The sequence below is a fragment of the Maridesulfovibrio pacificus (SeqCode) genome (assembly GCF_048612815.1).
Lineage (GTDB): Bacteria > Desulfobacterota > Desulfovibrionia > Desulfovibrionales > Desulfovibrionaceae > Maridesulfovibrio > Maridesulfovibrio pacificus.
In genome coordinates this window covers 92521-110277 of sequence record NZ_JBLZNE010000003.1, presented here as the reverse complement: position 1 = coordinate 110277, position 17757 = coordinate 92521, and the positions used below count along the sequence as shown (strand labels likewise).

Sequence of the window (17757 nt, the reverse complement as noted above, 5' to 3'; positions counted from 1 at the left end):
TCCTGTTGATTGCTAAGAACTCACGCTGCGCCGCAGCCATCGGCCTTTGAAAAATATTTGATCATCAAACTGAACAGATCAATCCTCTGGACAGATTATCCAACTGCGGCAGGAAAGGCGCAGAGGTTACTTCGTATTCCGCGAAATCCATATAAGACGGATCTGAATCCGGTGTAAGGCTGATCTCAATTCCCTGCTCATCGAAAATCATTCGCATAGGCACTATCTCCCGCTCACTTTCCGAACACAAAGAGTCCCGCATTTCAGGCACAAAAACAAATTCAGCACCGGAGTAATGACGGGCTGTAAGCATACTTAAGGTTGTACTCACAGCTGCAACCCGCCCTTCGTCATCAAAGACCAGAGAATTTGAATCACCGTTAATGCCCACGGCGTCAGAATCATAGGCAGTGATCTTGCCGATGCTTGTTTGCAGCGTGGTCGGTTCCGCAGGTTCAAGGGAGCGGATTTGCCCTTCCGGGCTGAAGCTTATACCGATACGGGTCCGAACCGGACCTACAGGAGTTTGCACAGTCGGCTCTTCTCCCGGCCAGAATGTTATGGAGCGCAAGGTTCCGGTCTCATAAAAACATAGGCTGATCACCTTTACACAAAGCGGACCGACCGGAGTATCAAGGGTCAGCGGATCAGCAAGATTTCCTTCATCTTCCTGCGTCCAATAGCCGGAGAGCTTACCATTGAGCGGAAAAACCCGTTTTATTTTTCCAGACTTGTAAAAGGTGACCATCTCCGCCTCAATGATGCCCACAGGAGTAAATAGTGGGGTACGATCTTCTAAAGGCAGTGATTTCACCTTGCCGTTGGAATACATTGATACAGGCTGCAAAGTCTTGCGGCGGAGGTCGTCAGTGGAGTGCTGGGCTAACAGTTCACCGGCTTCAGTTGAATAGATGCGGCAAATGGTGTTCATGAGTAAACCTCCTCATCATTGAGCTTGATAAATTCACTGCGGGTCAGGGGCCGTTCAAGCCGCAGGGAGAGCTGGCGCACGGCCTCGGTAAGAGTGGAAAGAGAATCTGTTCCGCAATCGATGCCGTATTCATCAAGAGCATTACGGACAGCAGCCCGTCCGCTTTTACCACCCACTGCCAACTTACGGGCCGTGCCCACAGAATCGGGATCGTACGGTTCGAAAAGCTCCGGTGATTTGCTGAGTGCGTGGGTGTGCAGACCGGATTCACAGGCAAAAATATCAGTGCCGACAACAGCCTTGGTACGCGGAATGGCAACCTTGGCTGCAACCCCGACAATCATACAGGCTTCTTTTAACACCGAGGTCAAATAGCGGGTATTGCCTTCGCGCAGTGCTAAACGAGCCACCAATTCCTCGGTTGCTGCGATACCGGAGCGTTCTCCGATACCTAAGACGGAACAGTCCGCGTAATCAGCTCCGGCTTCAAGGGCGGTAAATGAGTTGGCTGTAGCCATGCCGAAATCATCATGGCAATGCACGGCAATATCAATATGCAGCTTCTCCCTGAATTTTCTGACCAGCTTTTCCATGGCAAGAGGAGTCAGTTGCCCAAGGGAATCCGCCAGACGAACCCTTGATGCTCCGCAAATCTCTGCATGCAGAGCCATGGAAAGGGCAAAATCGCCATCCGCACGTGAAATATCCTCAAGACCCACGGAAACATATTCAAATCCGCAATCCTTGGCAGTCCGCACAGCAGCAGCCAGCTTACGCAGGATAGCCTGACGATCAGAGTCCAGACGTTTTTCAATATGCAGATCCGAAACCGGAACTCCGATATTGATGCGCGTTAATCCCAACTCCGCTGCAATCTTAATGTCTTTCTCCCGACAGGGCGACCAGACACTGAGAGCTGTATCTCCTCCTAAGGTACGGGCATATCCTGCGAAAAGAGCAAGATCATCTTGTCCGACCCAGCCCAGCTCTATCTCATCAACTCCCATGGAAATGAGGGAAGATGCGATACGCTTACGGGTTTCCAGATTGAAATAAGCCCCGAACAACTGTGCGCCTTCACGCAGGGTGGTATCGATCAACATAATAGTGCTCCAAATGAATTAAAATTTACAGAATCCATCAAGCATTATTGATGCCAAAACATTACACCGTCCTATCTACCTTAATTTATATAACATCACCCTACCTTTCACACCCTACACACAACCTGCAAAAATGTAGTTTCCTACAATTTTGTGCAGAACTTTCGTTGCAATCTACATTTTTCGTATGTCTTTACATTTCTTCATCCTTCAAACTTTAGCACATTATTACAACACCTTAAGACGCAAAAACATCTTTGGCACACCACTTGCCTTACGAGAGACAGCAACAACGAAAATCAATCCAAACCACATGGAGGAGAAAATGAGAAAAGTAGCAATCTACGGAAAAGGCGGCATCGGAAAATCCACCACCACCCAGAACACCGTAGCCGGACTGGCAACTATGGGCCGCAAGGTCATGGTTGTTGGATGTGACCCTAAAGCGGACTCCACCCGTCTGCTGCTCGGCGGACTGGCTCAGAAATCAGTACTCGATACCCTTCGTGAAGAAGGTGAAGACGTTGAACTTGAGGATATCCGCAAACCCGGATTCGGTGAATCATGGTGTGTTGAATCCGGTGGCCCTGAACCGGGTGTCGGTTGTGCAGGACGCGGTATCATCACTTCCATCAACATGCTGGAAAATCTCGGTGCATACGAAGAATCCGAAGGCCTTGATTACGCTTTCTACGATGTACTCGGTGACGTTGTCTGCGGTGGATTCGCAATGCCCATCCGCGACGGTAAAGCAGAAGAGATCTACATCGTATGTTCCGGTGAAATGATGGCCATGTATGCAGCCAACAACATTTGCAAAGGTATTATGAAATACGCCGAGTCCGGCGGAGTTCGTCTCGGCGGCCTGATCTGCAACTCCCGTAACGTTGATAACGAAAAAGAGATGATCGAAGAACTGGCTAAAAAGCTCGGCACCCAGATGATCTACTTCGTACCCCGTGACAACGACGTACAGCGTGCGGAAATCAACCGTAAAACCGTTATCGAATGGGACGACAGCGTACCGCAGGCATCAGCTTACATGGGTCTCGCCGATGCAATCGACAAAAACGAAATGTTCGTCGTGCCGACCCCTCTTGAAATCGAAGAACTGGAACAGCTGCTCCTCGATTACGGCCTGATGGAAGCTTAGAAAACTCCCCGAACCTCCCGGTCCTGCAAAAACATCTGATCCCGCACAATTGAGGGTCAACAGAGGCGAAGCCCAAATAAAAGTTTTTGAAGAGTCCAGAGAAACTTTTTTCAAAAGGTTTCTTTGGCCCCGGAGGGCCGCCGGAGACATATCAATCCATTCTTAAAAGCGCGCAGCGCAACAAATAGCAGAGCAGATAAGGAGAAAAATCATGATCATGGTGAGAGCAATTGTAAGACCGGAAAAAGCGGATGACGTACTGGCCGCACTCATGGACAACGGCTACCCCGCTGTAACCAAATATTCCGTAGCAGGCCGCGGTAAACAGCGCGGCATCAAAATCGGCGAAGTAACCTACGACGAAATCCCCAAAACCATGCTCATGAGCGTAGTCAAAGCTGGCGACAAAGACTTCGTAATCAACACCATCATGGATGCGGCCCGCTCAGGAACAAAAGGCGCTTTCGGTGACGGCAAGATCTTTGTGACCGATGTCGAGGATGTCTACACCATCAGCTCAGGCGTAAACGAAGCAGCTCCCGTTGAGGAGGCATAGCATGAAGGAAATCATCGCAGTCGTGCGGATGGACATGATGAACCGCACTAAAAAAGCCCTTACCGAAGCAGGACTTGATGCCTTCTTCGCCCACGAGGCTCAGGGACGTGGAAAAGGCTTCGTCAACCCGGCTGTCCTTGAAGGAGTTGAATCCGGTTACGAAGAAGCTGCCGCAGTTCTCGGAGAAAAAGGCAAACTTTATCCCAAACGAGTTCTTACCGCAGTTGTTCCCGAAGAATCAGTGGAATCGATAATTGAGACCATCATAGAAGTGAACAAAACCGGCAAACCCGGTGACGGCAAGATATTCGTCTGCCCCGTAGGCGACGCAGTCAGGGTCAGAACCGGAGAAACAGGCGCGAAGTCCATCGCCTAACCACTCAAGGAGATATGAATCATGAGTAAGACTAAAGTGGTGCAGTGGGACCCGGCGGACATCAAGGAAGAACTTCTGAAGAAGTATCCGCCCAAAGTAGCCCGCAAGCGCGCCAAACAGATTATGATCAACGAAGCGACTGAAAGCGAAGCACCGCCCGAAATCGTCGCCAACGTAAGGACCATTCCCGGTATCATCACCATGCGCGGCTGCACATACGCAGGCTGCAAGGGCGTTATCATGGGCCCGACCCGCGACATAGTGAACATCACCCACGGCCCCATCGGCTGCGGATTCTATTCATGGCTGACCCGCCGTAACCAGACCTCTCCCGGTCCGGACGGTGAAAACTACATGACCTACTGCTTTTCCACGGACATGCAGGATCAGGACATCATCTTCGGTGGTGAAAAGAAGCTCGAAGCTGCCATTCAGGAAGCTTACGACCTCTTCCATCCCAAGGGGATCTGTATCTTCTCCACCTGTCCGGTAGGTCTGATCGGTGACGATGTACACGCCGTAGCCAAAAAGATGAAAGCCAAACTCGGCGACTGCAACGTCTTCGGCTTCTCCTGTGAAGGTTACAAGGGCGTATCACAGTCCGCCGGTCACCACATCGCCAACAACCAGGTTTTTACCCACCTTGTCGGTGAGAACAAGGAACCTCGCACCGAGGAATACAAGATCAACCTGCTCGGCGAATACAACATCGGCGGCGACGGCTTTGAAATTGACCGCATCCTCAAGAAATGCGGCATCACCAATATCGCGACTTTCTCCGGCAACTCAACCTATGACCAGTTTGCCTCGGCCCAGCACGCGGACCTCAGCTGTGTCATGTGCCACCGTTCTATCAACTACGTGGCCGACATGCTGGAAACAAAATACGGCATCCCGTGGATCAAGGTGAACTTCATCGGCGCGGAAGCAACCGCAAAATCCCTGCGCAAGATCGGTGAATACTTCGGTGACAAGAAGCTCATCGACAAGATCGAAGCAGTGATCGCCGAAGAAATGCCCGAAGTTGAAGCCACTGCCAAAGACGTGCGTTCACGTACTGAAGGCAAGACCGCGATGCTCTTCGTGGGTGGATCACGTGCACACCACTATCAGGAACTGTTCAATGAAATGGGCATGAAGACCCTTTCCGCCGGTTACGAATTCGGTCATCGCGATGACTACGAAGGCCGCCACGTAATCCCGGACATCAAGGTCGATGCTGACTCCCGTAACATTGAAGAAATCGAAGTTGAAGCTGATCCGGAACTCTACAGCCCGCGCAAGACCGAGGCGGAAATCAAAGCACTCGAAGACGCAGGATACGAATTCAAGCATTACGAAGGGCTCAACCCGGACATGGATAAAGGCACCATCATTATCGATGACCTGAACCAGTACGAAGCTGAAAAACTGGTGGAACTCCTCAAGCCTGATCTTTTCTGCGCAGGCATCAAGGAAAAGTTTTCCATCCAGAAACTGGGCGTACCTTTGAAACAGCTGCATAGCTACGATTCCGGCGGACCCTACGCAGGATTCAAGGGCGCAATCAACTTCTACAAGGAGATTGACCGCCTCGTAGGCAGCAAGGTCTGGAGCTACATGAAAGCCCCCTGGCAGGAGAATCCTGAACTGACAGCCACTTTTGTGTGGGAATAAGGAGATTTAGAAATGTTACTCAGACACACCCCCACAGAAATAAGTGATCGCAAGACACTGGTCATTAACCCGGCCAAGACTTGTCAGCCCATCGGCGCCATGTACGCCGCACTGGGTGTGAAAGGCTGCCTGCCCCACTCCCACGGTTCACAGGGCTGCTGCGCCTATCACAGGTCCATGCTGACCAGACACTATAAAGAACCCGTTTCCGCAGCGACCAGTTCCTTTACTGAAGGTGCTTCAGTCTTCGGCGGACAGGCCAACCTCATTCAGGCCATCAACAATATCTTCACGGTCTACGAACCGGAAGTAATCGCGGTGCATACCACATGCCTTTCCGAAACCATCGGTGACGACCTGAACCAGATCATCACCAAGGCCACCAAAGAAGGCAAAATCCCCGAAGGCAAAACTGTTTTCGGCGCACCGACCCCCAGTTACGTGGGATCGCACGTCACCGGCTTCTCCAACATGGTCAAAGCCATGGCTCAGCTGGCCGAGCCTACTTCCAAGAAAAACGGCAAGGTCAACATTCTCCCCGGCTGGGTGGAACCCTGCGACATGGAAGAGATCAAGCGTCTCTGCTCCATGATCGGGGTGGACATCACCATGTTCCCGGATACTTCCGGCGTACTCAACGGTCCCCTTAGCGGCGAATACAAAATGTTCCCCGATGGCGGCGTGACCATAAAAGAACTGAAGGAAGCCGGACAGGCTACCGGAACAATCGCACTCGGCGAATGGTGCTCCGCAGACGGCGCCCGCTGGCTCGACTCCAAGCACAAGGTTCCCTGTACCGTGCTGGATATGCCCTTCGGCCTGAAAGCCACCGACCGTTTCATCGACGTGCTGCGCACTGTAGCCGGAGCTTCCATCCCCGAATCCGTATCTTACGAACGCGGACAGCTGGTGGATATGATTTCGGACATGCACCAGTACCTCTACTGCAAAAAGGTCGCCATTTACGGTGATCCCGACCAGCTCATTTCCATGGTGGAATTCCTCCGTTCCATCGATATGTGCCCGGTCTACGTAGTTACCGGTACTCCCGGCAAGAAGTTCGAAAAGCGGATCAAGGAACTTACCGCGGACATGCCTTACGAATGCAAGGTCAAAGCTAAAGGCGACATGTTCCTCATGCATCAGTGGATCAAAAACGAACCTGTGGATCTGCTCATGGGTAACTCCTACGGCAAGTACATTGCCCGCGACGAAGACATCCCGTTCCTGCGCTGGGGCTTCCCCATCACTGACCGTCAGGGACACCAGTACTTCCCCACCGTGGGCTACAAAGGAGGTCTGAGACTGCTTGAAAAGATCCTCGGACTGCTCATGGATCGCATTGACCGCGATACTCCCGAAGAAACCTTCGAGCTTGTCCTTTAATCACAAATACTTCCCCTGCGGCAAACCACAGCCGCAGGGGATACACGGAGCAACACCATGACTACTTCCACTTCACATCCTTGTTTCGGCCCCTCGGCCCGTGCATCAGTCGGCCGCATTCACCTTCCGGTTGCTCCCAAGACTTTTGCCCGTACCAAATTTACTCCCGAAACCAAAATGCCCGCAGCAATGATGCCTGAAGATGCTGTTGCCATGCTCGATGAGCTGATCAGCTCCGGCAAAAAGATCAAGGTCGTAGGTATTACCGGTCCCGGCGACCCGCTGGCAGATTTTGAAACCACCTATAGGACCCTGAAAATGGTCAGGGATAAATACCCGCGCATGAACCTCTGCCTGACCACTCTGGGCATCGACGGCGAAAAGTACGCGAAAAAACTGGCCGAATTAAATATTTCCCACATCACTGTTTTGGTAGATGCGGCGGACTCAGCTACCGCCGAAAAGATCTATGCCTGGATTCGCCCGTCCACCAAAAACATCCCCCTGCCTGAAGCCTGCATAATGCTCATGAAAGAACAGGGAGCAAGTATCAAGGCTTTCAAAAATGCAGGCCTGACCGTGAAGGTCAACACAACTCTATACTCTGAGAATATTGACCAGATCGAAAGCATCGCCATCGCAGTTAAGACACTTGATGCAGATATCATGGGTTTGATTCCTTTCATCCCTGAAAGGAAAAGCGAATTTTCCGCAGTAAGCGACGAGCAGATAAAAACTGCACGAGAGCTGGCTGCAAAACATATTGAAATTATGGAGCCGTGGCTCAGATGCGGTTCAGACATGGAGCTGGAACGACCGACATCAAGTTCTCTGCCTAAACCTAGCGTTAGCCGCCCCAATGTTGCGGTGGCAAGTTCCGGCGGAATGGATATCGACCTGCATCTGGGCCACGCCCATAAAATCATGATCTACGGCCCGCGTGAAGACGGTTTGGCCTGCCTCCTTGAAACAAGAGAGGCCCCGGAACCGGGCGGAGGAGCAACCCGCTGGGAAAACCTGGCCGAGATCCTGAATGACTGTTTCGTCCTGCTCTGCGCCGCAGCAGGGGAAACCCCGAAAAAAATTCTTGCCGCCAACGGAATCAGAACCGTGATCTCGGAAGATAACGTCGAAGGCACAGTGGATGTGCTCTACGGCGGCGGCAAAAAAGGCAAATGCAAAAAATAAACACGAGGAGAAGAATATGGCTACCCCAGAAAGAATGATCATCTGTTGTCAGAGTTTCCGCGCTGCGGGCGCACCCAAAGGTATCTGTCACAAACAGACCGACGGTTTCCTGCAATACATCGAAGAAGAAATCATCGACCGCGGCATAGACGCACTGGTGGTAGCCACCAGCTGTCTTAAGCAGTGCGATAACGGCCCCATCCTCGTGGTTCAACCTGAGAACTGGTGGTTCAAGGGCGTGGATTCTGAAGAAGCCATCGATGAAATCCTTGATGGCCTTGAAGACGGCGACCCCTGCGCAACATACCTGCTGGATTAATTAACTTTATCATTAACATTTCAAAGTTCACGCTTCTGGATTTTGGAAAACCATAGAGGGAGCATATGCCGACCACAGTTCATATACGCAACGCCAACTCTGCTGATCTGGACCCAATGACCGATCTGCTGAAGTCACTTTTCTCCGTCGAGAAGGACTTTTCAGCGGATGGGAACAGACAGATGAAGGGGTTGAGAATGCTGCTGGGCAATCCCCGGGCACGCATTCTGGTTGCAGAAGAACATGGGGGAGTGGTCGGCATGTGCACCGGTCAGATTGTAATCTCAACCGCTGAAGGCGGCCCGTCCATCCTTGTTGAAGACGTGGTTGTCCGCAGCGACCGGCAAGGGGAGGGAATCGGCACCATGCTCATGGAAGCCATTCTCGAATTCGCAGAAGAAAATAGAGCAACAAGACTGCAACTGCTTGCAGACTGCGACAATACCCCGGCCCTGAAATTTTACGAGAAAATAGGCTGGAGCAACACAAGCCTGATCTGCCTTCGCAAGACGAACGCATAGCAACGGAGCACATCATGAATGAATATACAATATTAGAAGAACGTAAAGACCAGATTCACCGCACGGGCGAGGGAGCACTGGACATGGCCTGCAACCGGGAGTCACTTGCCGGAGCAGTGAGCCAGAGAGCCTGTGTTTTCTGCGGTTCAAGGGTCGTTCTCTATCCCATAGCCGATGCCCTGCACCTTGTGCACGGGCCTATCGGCTGTGCGGTTTACACATGGGACATCCGCGGCGCACTTTCCAGCGGACCGGAACTGCACCGCCTCTCCTTTTCCACAGACTTGCAGGAAACAGACGTCATCTTCGGCGGTGAAAAAAAACTTGAAGCCGCCCTTGATGAACTCATCGACCGCCACAGCCCTAAGGCGGCCTTCGTCTATTCCACCTGCATTGTAGGCATCATCGGTGATGATCTTGAAGCGGTCTGTAGAAAAATGAGTGAGAAGAAAGGCATTCCCGTACTTCCGGTGCAGTCGGAAGGATTCAAGGGCAGCAAACGTGAAGGCTATCTCGCGGCCTGCAAAGCCATGTTCAAACTGGTGGGAACCGAGGATACTTCGGACATTTCACCGCTTTCCGTGAATATTCTCGGCGACTTTAACCTTGCCGGGGAAATCTGGATCATCCGCGAATATTTCAAAAAGATGGGGGTGGAGGTCGTCGCCAACATTACCGGTGACGGACGTGTGAAGGATATCGGGCGCAGCCACGGTGCGGCCCTTAACCTTGTACAGTGTTCGGGTGCGACATTGGATTTGGCAAAAATGATGAAAGAGGAATACGGCACGCCCTTTATGCGCGTCTCCTACCTCGGCATCGAAGACATGGCCGATTCCCTCTATCAGGTTGCTGATTTCTTCAAGGATGTCGACCCGGACATTGTCAAACGCACGGAAGATCTGGTGCGCGAAGAACTCTCAAAACTCATGCCTGAGCTGGCCCGCATGCGCAAAGACCTCGAAGGCAAAAAAGTCGCCATGTACGTGGGCGGTTCTTTCAAGGCATTCTCCCTGCTCAAGGCCTTCCGCCATCTGGGCATGAAAGTAGTCATGGTCGGTTCCCAGACCGGAACCAAGGAAGATTATGCTGAACTGGAACGCATCTCCGATCCCGGCACCATCCTCGTTGATGACGCCAACCCGCTCGAACTTTCAGCGTTCATTAAAGAAAAGGACGTTGATATCTTCGTAGGCGGCGTAAAAGAACGGCCCATCGCCTTCAAGATGGGAGTCGGATTTTGCGATCATAACCACGAACGCAAGGAAGCTCTTGAAGGTTTCGAAGGCATGCTCAACTTCGCCCGCGAAATCCATTCATCAGCCATGAGTCCGGTCTGGAACTTTGTACCCCGTAGAGCCAAGAAGGCAGGAGAATAGCCATGACTACCAAAAGTAAAAATTACACATCCACAACTAATGCCTGCAAACTCTGCACACCTCTCGGCGCATCTCTCGCATTCAGAGGTGTGGAAGGCTCCATTCCTTTCCTGCACGGCTCACAGGGCTGCGCTACTTACATGCGCCGCTATATCATCAGCCATTTTCGTGAACCCGTGGATATCGCTTCATCGGCTCTGGGAGAAAAGAACGCCATTTACGGCGGCGGCCCGAACCTGAAGAAGGGCATCCTTAATGTCATGAAAAAGTACGAGCCGAAAATTGTCGGCGTGGCAACCACCTGCCTGACTGAAACCATCGGCGATGATGTCCCCATGTACTTAAAGGAATTCTTCGACGAGTTCGGCGACCTGAATCTGCCCGATATCGTGCAGGTTTCCACTCCCAGCTACAACGGCACCCACGTGGACGGATGGCACGGGGCAGTGCGCTCCATGGTCGAGCAGCTTTGCACCGAGAAGGCAGAAAATGACGGGCACATCAACATCCTGCCCAACATGGTTTCCTGCGAAGATGTACGTCACCTCTTTGATATTTGCGAAGATTTCGGTCTGAAAGCGACCATCCTGCCTGATATTTCCGAAACCCTCGATGGCCCTGCACTGGAAGATTACATGAAAATCCCGGTTGGCGGGACTCCGGTTGAGGACATCAAGAAAATGTCCGGCGCGAAGGCAACCATCGAACTCGGTCGCTGTGTGCCCGCCAAGAGCGGCGGAAGCAGCCTTGCGGAACGCTTCGGAGTGGCAAACCACCGCATCGGTCTGCCCATGGGACTGCGCGAATCGGATATTTTCTTCGAAACCCTTGAAGCCATTTCAGGCAAAGAAATGCCCGCCCGTTACGAGCGCGAGCGCGGCAGACTGATTGATGCCTACGTTGACGGACACAAGTACGTGTTCGGCAAAAGGGCAGTTGTTTACGGCGAGGAAGACCTCGTAACCGGACTGTGTGCGTTTCTGGCTGAAATTGGTGTGGACGTTATCCTTGCCGGTTCCGGTGCCAAGAAAAAAGGCATGGCCGAAGCAGTCACCGCTGTAACCGAAGGAGTGGGCAGAACCATCCCTGAAATCCACGAAGGTGTTGATTTCCACGACATTTCCGAGAGGGCCGAAGATCTGAAGCCCGATATGCTTATCGGGCATTCCAAGGGCTACCGCTATGCCAAAGCATGGGACATCCCCCTGATCAGGGTCGGTTTTCCGGTCCATGACCGCTTCGGCGGACAGCGCATCCCGACCCTCGGCTACCGCGGAACGCAGCACCTCTTCGACCGCGTTGTCAACGCAATGCTGGAGAAGAAGCAGGCGGATAACTCCGTTGGTTACGGCTACATGTAAGAATTTATCAATATAAATATATCATACTGGGAGAATTACCATGCAGAAAGATACAACTAAACACCCGTGCTTTAACAAAGAAACCGCAGGCTCCTGTGGACGTGTACATCTCCCGGTAGCCCCCAAATGCAACATCCAGTGCAACTACTGCAACCGAAAATATGACTGCGTCAACGAATCGCGTCCCGGCGTAACCAGCAGTGTACTCAAACCTTTTCAGGCCGCAGAATACATGGATGCAGTGCTGGAGAAAGAGCCGCGCATCACCGTTGCCGGTATTGCCGGACCGGGCGACCCATTTGCCAACCCGGAAGAGACTCTGGAAACTATGCGTTTGCTCAATAAAAAACATCCGCACCTGATTTTCTGCCTGTCCTCCAACGGCATGGGAATCCTGCCTTATCTGGATGACCTGAAAGAACTGGGCGTATCCCACGTAACCATCACCATCAGCGCAATTGATCCAAAAATCGGGGCCAAGATCTATTCATGGGTCAAGGACGACAAGGTGGTATATCACGGCGAAAAAGGTGCGAAAGTGCTGCTGGATCGCCAGCTTGCAGCGATCAAGGGCCTGAAAGAACGGGGCATTACCGTAAAGGTTAATTCCATCGTCATCCCCGGTATCAATGAGCATCATATTACCGAAGTTTCCAAAGTCTGTGCCGAGCTTGGCGCGGACATCCAAAACATGATCCCCCTTAAGCCGACAGCAGATACACCTTTTGCGGACATAACTGAACCGGGTCATGAGACCATCGGTCCCCTGCGCAAAGAAGCAGGCAAAGTAATCGAACAGATGACCCACTGCCGCCGCTGCCGTGCTGATGCAGTCGGGCTTTTGGGTGACGATAAATCTGTCGCCCTCTGCGGAACCATGAAATCCTGTTCTGAACTGAAACCCATTGATGTAAAAGGTCCGCGCCCCTACGTGGCAGTGGCATCCCGCGAAGGAATGCTGGTCAATCAGCATCTTGGTGAGGCCAAGAAATTCCACATCTGGGCCGAAGATGGAAATGGCGGCTTTAAGCTGGTTGAAAAACGGCCGGCGCCCAAAGCCGGATGCGGCCCTCAGCGCTGGACAGACCTTGCTGCTACCCTCAGTGACTGCCGCGCAGTGCTGGCAGCAGCCATCGGTGAAACCCCGCAGGTAATGCTGGCTGAAGACGGAGTGGAACCGTACGTAATCGGCGGGTTCATCGAAGATGCGCTGACTACGGTCTACAGCGGCGGAAATATGGATATTCATAAGGGACGGCGTGGCAGCATCGCAGATGCCTGTTGTACCGGAACCGGCACCAAATGCGGTTAAATTGTGTCCATAAGCAGCGATCTGCTGCGCTGCTGCGAAAGGTTCAAATCCTCACGTATTAGTATACGCTTCGGCCTTGAACCTTTCTTGCAACTTGCATCTCACTACTTCTGAACACAATTTACTTATATTTATAGGAATGCTCCGTTTCTATAAATCACACTGCGAAGCCCCTGCCAAGTTGCTCTGGCCGGGGCTTCACTATTTTATTCTTTTGCTTGTTGCTGCGCCTTTTCGGTGACAACAATATCGAGGCCCTGCGGTGTTCGGATCAATTGCGGGGATGGGCCTTTTTCAGCTTCGGGATTGCGGAAATTAAAGACCAGTCGCAAACGGTCCGTATGTCTGCCCAGCACTACCTGCCCCACAAAGCCGGATATGAAATCAGTTACCCGCGGAACGGAATAACGCCACTTGCCGCGCAAATCCACCACCAGCTTGGAGGGTTTGTCCAGCCAGAAATACGTTACCCTGCCGACCTCAAGTGAAGTCTGCAAACGCGCCAAAAACTCAGTTTCTGTATGGGTGAATTCAAGATTATCCAGCATACCGACTTTGGAAGCAGGAGCGCCCTGCGTACGGTTAGCGGCAAGATCTTCTTGGATTTCCCGTTTAACCGGATCGGAACCATCCTGATTTGCGGTCTGATTACCTTCAATAAACTGTTCCACATCCCGTTCAACCTTGCGAACTTCGTGGACGACTTCCCTGCGCACGGAAGTTGCTTCTTCGGTGGCAACCTGCATCAGAGTCTCTGAGCCGTTTACAGCAGAAGATCCGTTAAAAAGCATCTGTGCAGGCTTATTGAAATCACTGATAAAAGTATCAAAATCTCCCCACACGGTAAGGACAAACAAACCGTAAACTGCACCCAGCCAAATCAGGAAGAGCAGGATGTAAAATCTTCTGTAAAAGACAGTCAGCACATCCGCCTCCTTAATTTTCCCAGCAATCGGTTATGAAATTCGGCAGGTTCAAGGGCTTGATCTGTAAGACCTCGATTACCGGAACAGCACCGCTGAAATTGTAGCCAACCTTTACATTGCTTACGCCCAGACCTTGCAAGCCCTTGGCCTGATCCGGGAAATCCTTGGGACTGAAATTGACCTCGCCATTACGGAACTCGGACAAGAACTTGGCAAAACCAAGCTTGCCCTCATAGGTCTTGACCAGATCAATACCCGGAAAACGGATGGTCAGGGTGGTTGTACCGCACTGATCAGGCTTCCATGTGAAAGTCGTCTTTTCGGAATAGTTATAGTTTACCAACTCCTGTCTGCCACTGCCGCATTCAAGGGATAGGGTTGTGGCGTACGGCTCCTGCGTGGCATTGGAATTCACGGAAGTAGGAATGGTCGACAAGCCGACCTTGTATTCAGGCTGAATTTCCTGCGCTCCCTGCTCTCCGTCATTGAGGAAAACAAAAAAATCTTCACGGAACGGAAAAGGAATGCCCAGCCATTGGCGACTCTGCCAACCCTTTACGCCCTTGCTAAGGAAAGGTGCGGCGCTGCCGGAAGTGAACTTATCGACGATCCCGCTCTTGCCGAACAGAGTGGTACGCAGCTTATCCGACGGAACATGAGCGGTTTCAGCAAGAACTTTGCCTTCCCATAGCTGTTGCAATTCGCAGGAAGCTTCCATGGTGATCACGTAGACCATAAATTCCAACGGTCCGGCCACAAGATTCCAGAACATATGGGTGCCCTGCCCGCCACTGCGCATGCGTGTACGCAGTGCGGCCATGGCTCTGGTAGCTCCATCCACAGGATTCTTTTTCACCGCACCGGCAGACATACTGTCCGCCCCACTGCCGCCAGAACTCTGTCCGGTGGCGGGGTAAAGAGCAGCCGCGCTCTTGAAAGCTGTTTCCTGACTGGTGGTAAATCCGGCCAGATCATGCAACACCTGCATATATTCATCGATCTGCTTGGCTCCCTCAATACGGGCCTCAATATTTTTAGCCATCTTGCCGCCCAGATCCGCCATGATTTTACGCAGGGATTCCTCAGCCTTCTGGGAAGATTCTTCTACACCCTTGGCTTTCATGGCCTTGTACTGGGTCAACACAATGTTGAAATCAAAAAGATCAGCAATCCAATCCGGGGCAGTTCCCAATCCCTTAATTACCGAAAATTCCTCTTTCATCCTGCCTAGCAGCTCGAAGTAAGGGTTGTCGGCATTAGCCATAGTATGAGCCATGCTGCTGTAATCATCTTTAGTCAGCAACTGACGCTCACCTTCGGTAAAATGCTCGGAAAAAGAATACCATGAGCGGTAGAATTGCTCTGCATACCAATTCCAGAAATCCTTTTCTCGTTGTGCGAAATCCGTATTATCCGGCATTGCCCTGCGCAATTCTCCGAGGAAATCAGTGAGCATTTTATGTCCGGTGGTCGTATAGGCAGGGGGAACCTGAACCTCATTTTCAAAATGCAGGCGCGGCCCGCCCCAAAAATCGCGCAGGGTCACCGACTGTACTTCAGGATTGGAATCAACCCAATCCACCAGCCATTTAAAATCCGATCCCTTAAGACTGAACACCTTACCAAGACGAGCCTGCAAAAGCAGTCTTTGCTCTTTTAATCCTTCATCATTTTCAATCCAATCAAGATATGAACTGTAAGTTTGCCCATAATACTTCATCAGGTCCGACTCGAACCCCGGAACAGCCATAGACATGGCCTGACCGGAAGGGAGTTCGTACGGAGCCAAGGGCTTTGCTTTTCCACCTTCAATCCGGTTATCGAGCAGATCAATGCGCCAGCCAAGCAACTTGACGAAATCACTGACTTCCTGCTCCGAAGAACCGGCATGCAACCCTTCAATTGTCCGGGACAACTCGGCATCCACAGGTTTCAGCAATGCTGATTCAAACTTTTCAACATAAAGCTGCCGGACCTTCTGCTCTGCTTCAAGGCTGACATCAAGCCCCATGCGCGGAACCCACCAATTGGAATTCAAATCGTGCAAATGCACTATTTTCTGGCGGAAACCTTCCATCTCTACAACACATTCATCAATCTTTTCTGAAAACTCCGGTGGTTTCGGAAAGGCGGTAAAAAGATCATCAAGAGCACGGCGGTTGCCCAAAAAGGACATGCTGAACAGACCGCAGACGAAGAACAGCAGGGACAACCAGACCAGCATTCCCATGTTGCGGGTAAGCAGCTTCCATTTGAGGAATTCAAGTATGGGGGTAAACAAGTTGCGGTCACGGGTCAGGACCTTGGAAAAAAAATCGTGCAAAAACAAACCCTGACGGGTGCCCGGGAGCTTTGTTTCCACATTCTGCAAAGAGGGAAGACTATCTAGAAAAGCGGAACTCTGCTCACCGCTCTGTTCGCCGCTGGAAAAATAAATTCCTCGGAACAACGGTTGTTCCTGATAGGGATTCTCCTCGAACACACCTTCTGCAAAAGCCCGGATACGCGGGCGTAAACGGTCCAGTTCCTCGGCAAAAAGCAGGAAAGCGGGATCAAAGCTGTTCTCCCGATCAAGCAGGATCATACGCAAAGCACGCAGACGCTCAATAACCCCGGTAACAGCTGCATCCACAAATTCTTCGGGGTCAGGAATCATGGATTCATTGACCATACCCATTGCTTGCGAACGGGCCTCATCAGGAAGAACTTCTGTCAGTCCTTTGAGCCCGAAAACAAGATCCATCTTGGTCAGCAGCACGTAGACCGGAAAACGCACACCCAACACACGCATAAGTTCATTGATCCGCCGCCGCAAACTGCGTCCGTATTCGTTCAGACTGTCTTCATCCCCTGATTGCAGACGATCCGCAGGCAGGGTGATGATCAACCCGTTGAGAGGTTCACGTTTGCGGTATTTAACCAGCAGGGTCAAAAACTTTTCCCACTCTTCCTTATCCCGTGATTCATCAATGGGAATGGCATAGCGTCCGGCAGTATCAAGGATAACCGCCTCTTCAAAGAACCACCAATCACAATTGCGGGTAGCAGAAACTCCGGGGGTTGGGCCAACGTCTGAAAGAATGGAAGTCAGCCTGCTGCTGGCGACCGCAGTGCTCTTGCCGGAATCGGATTCACCGAAAACCATAAACCACGGCAGGGCGTACAAGGGGTTGCCATGCCTGCGCAGTTCCGAATTCTGGAGCAGTTGCACAGCCTCAGTCCAGCGTGTCTGCAATTCCTGCAAGCGGGAACGCTCATGCAACGGGGCGGCGGCAATGGCCGAATCATCCTGATCCACAATGCGCTTTACAAATTTCTTCTCCCGCCTGCGCAGCATCCATTTACGGATAAAAAAGAAAGCAGCAACCAGCCCGATCACTCCGCCAAAAAGACAGGCCCCGGCCCACCACGGCCAGCCCATGTAAGTAACAAGGGCATAGGAGGCTACTGCCGCCAGCACAAAAAGCAGCACAATAAAGATGATCTTGAGCAGATTGAGTAAAAATTTCTTCATGCTTCGGCCTTTTCACCCCTTAGGAATCTAGTGCCATATCCTCAAAATTATTTCATATTTATAGAGATCGAAATAC

Annotated in this window: 15 protein-coding genes; 11 read left to right on the top strand and 4 right to left on the bottom strand. The window is 51.7% G+C overall.

Translation table 11 applies throughout. The features are described 5' to 3' along the window. Nucleotides 1–64 precede the first annotated feature (64 nt). Together ACNI23_RS19790 and ACNI23_RS19785 are read right to left on the bottom strand one after the other, a co-directional pair. The gene (locus tag ACNI23_RS19790; RefSeq protein WP_420250938.1) at nucleotides 65–931 is read right to left on the bottom strand and encodes a hypothetical protein; all 867 of its coding nucleotides are present in this window, start codon (nucleotides 929–931) and stop codon (nucleotides 65–67) included. Next, entirely contained in the window at nucleotides 928–2034 is a 1107-nt protein-coding gene (locus ACNI23_RS19785) for a LeuA family protein (protein WP_420250937.1), read from the bottom strand. Before ACNI23_RS19785 ends, ACNI23_RS19790 begins: the two co-directional genes overlap by 4 nt. Nucleotides 2035–2359: 325 nt before the next feature. Here ACNI23_RS19785 and nifH point away from each other — a divergent pair, with 325 nt between their 5' ends. The 11 genes from nifH (at nucleotide 2360) to ACNI23_RS19730 (ending at nucleotide 13241) form a co-directional block, all read left to right on the top strand. Then, nucleotides 2360–3187: a nitrogenase iron protein gene (nifH, locus tag ACNI23_RS19780; protein ID WP_420250936.1), complete on the top strand. Its 828-nt coding sequence runs from the start codon at nucleotides 2360–2362 to the stop codon at nucleotides 3185–3187. 208 nt (nucleotides 3188–3395) lie between these two features. Further along, nucleotides 3396–3743, top strand: coding sequence for a P-II family nitrogen regulator (locus tag ACNI23_RS19775; protein ID WP_420251096.1), 348 nt, complete (start codon nucleotides 3396–3398; stop codon nucleotides 3741–3743). Nucleotide 3744: 1 nt separating this feature from the next. Beyond that, nucleotides 3745–4119, top strand: a complete 375-nt coding sequence (locus tag ACNI23_RS19770) for a P-II family nitrogen regulator (RefSeq protein WP_420250935.1) — start codon at nucleotides 3745–3747, stop codon at nucleotides 4117–4119. Between the two features lie 21 nt (nucleotides 4120–4140). Continuing rightward, nucleotides 4141–5775, top strand: a complete 1635-nt coding sequence (gene nifD / locus ACNI23_RS19765) for a nitrogenase molybdenum-iron protein alpha chain (protein WP_420250934.1) — start codon at nucleotides 4141–4143, stop codon at nucleotides 5773–5775. 12 nt (nucleotides 5776–5787) lie between these two features. Continuing rightward, the gene (nifK, locus tag ACNI23_RS19760; RefSeq protein ID WP_420250933.1) at nucleotides 5788–7161 is read left to right on the top strand and encodes a nitrogenase molybdenum-iron protein subunit beta; all 1374 of its coding nucleotides are present in this window, start codon (nucleotides 5788–5790) and stop codon (nucleotides 7159–7161) included. Between the two features lie 57 nt (nucleotides 7162–7218). Beyond that, on the top strand, nucleotides 7219–8349 hold the full coding sequence (locus tag ACNI23_RS19755) for a NifB/NifX family molybdenum-iron cluster-binding protein (protein ID WP_420250932.1): 1131 nt from the start codon (nucleotides 7219–7221) through the stop codon (nucleotides 8347–8349). A gap of 16 nt (nucleotides 8350–8365) precedes the next feature. After that, nucleotides 8366–8668 (top strand): (2Fe-2S) ferredoxin domain-containing protein, encoded by a 303-nt coding sequence (locus ACNI23_RS19750; RefSeq protein WP_420250931.1) that lies wholly within the window; start codon nucleotides 8366–8368, stop codon nucleotides 8666–8668. A gap of 65 nt (nucleotides 8669–8733) precedes the next feature. Continuing rightward, nucleotides 8734–9189 (top strand): GNAT family N-acetyltransferase, encoded by a 456-nt coding sequence (locus ACNI23_RS19745; protein WP_420250930.1) that lies wholly within the window; start codon nucleotides 8734–8736, stop codon nucleotides 9187–9189. A 14-nt stretch (nucleotides 9190–9203) separates the two neighbouring features. Beyond that, on the top strand, nucleotides 9204–10568 hold the full coding sequence (gene nifE, locus ACNI23_RS19740; RefSeq protein ID WP_420250929.1) for a nitrogenase iron-molybdenum cofactor biosynthesis protein NifE: 1365 nt from the start codon (nucleotides 9204–9206) through the stop codon (nucleotides 10566–10568). A 2-nt stretch (nucleotides 10569–10570) separates the two neighbouring features. Continuing rightward, the gene (locus tag ACNI23_RS19735) at nucleotides 10571–11929 is read left to right on the top strand and encodes a nitrogenase component 1 (protein ID WP_420250928.1); all 1359 of its coding nucleotides are present in this window, start codon (nucleotides 10571–10573) and stop codon (nucleotides 11927–11929) included. Between the two features lie 40 nt (nucleotides 11930–11969). Then, the gene (locus ACNI23_RS19730) at nucleotides 11970–13241 is read left to right on the top strand and encodes a radical SAM protein (RefSeq protein WP_420250927.1); all 1272 of its coding nucleotides are present in this window, start codon (nucleotides 11970–11972) and stop codon (nucleotides 13239–13241) included. 206 nt (nucleotides 13242–13447) lie between these two features. Here ACNI23_RS19730 and ACNI23_RS19725 read toward each other — a convergent pair whose 3' ends face one another. Together ACNI23_RS19725 and ACNI23_RS19720 are read right to left on the bottom strand one after the other, a co-directional pair. Continuing rightward, nucleotides 13448–14167 (bottom strand): hypothetical protein, encoded by a 720-nt coding sequence (locus tag ACNI23_RS19725; protein ID WP_420250926.1) that lies wholly within the window; start codon nucleotides 14165–14167, stop codon nucleotides 13448–13450. A gap of 10 nt (nucleotides 14168–14177) precedes the next feature. After that, on the bottom strand, nucleotides 14178–17681 hold the full coding sequence (locus tag ACNI23_RS19720) for a type VI secretion protein IcmF/TssM N-terminal domain-containing protein (protein ID WP_420250925.1): 3504 nt from the start codon (nucleotides 17679–17681) through the stop codon (nucleotides 14178–14180). Nucleotides 17682–17757: the final 76 nt, after the last annotated feature.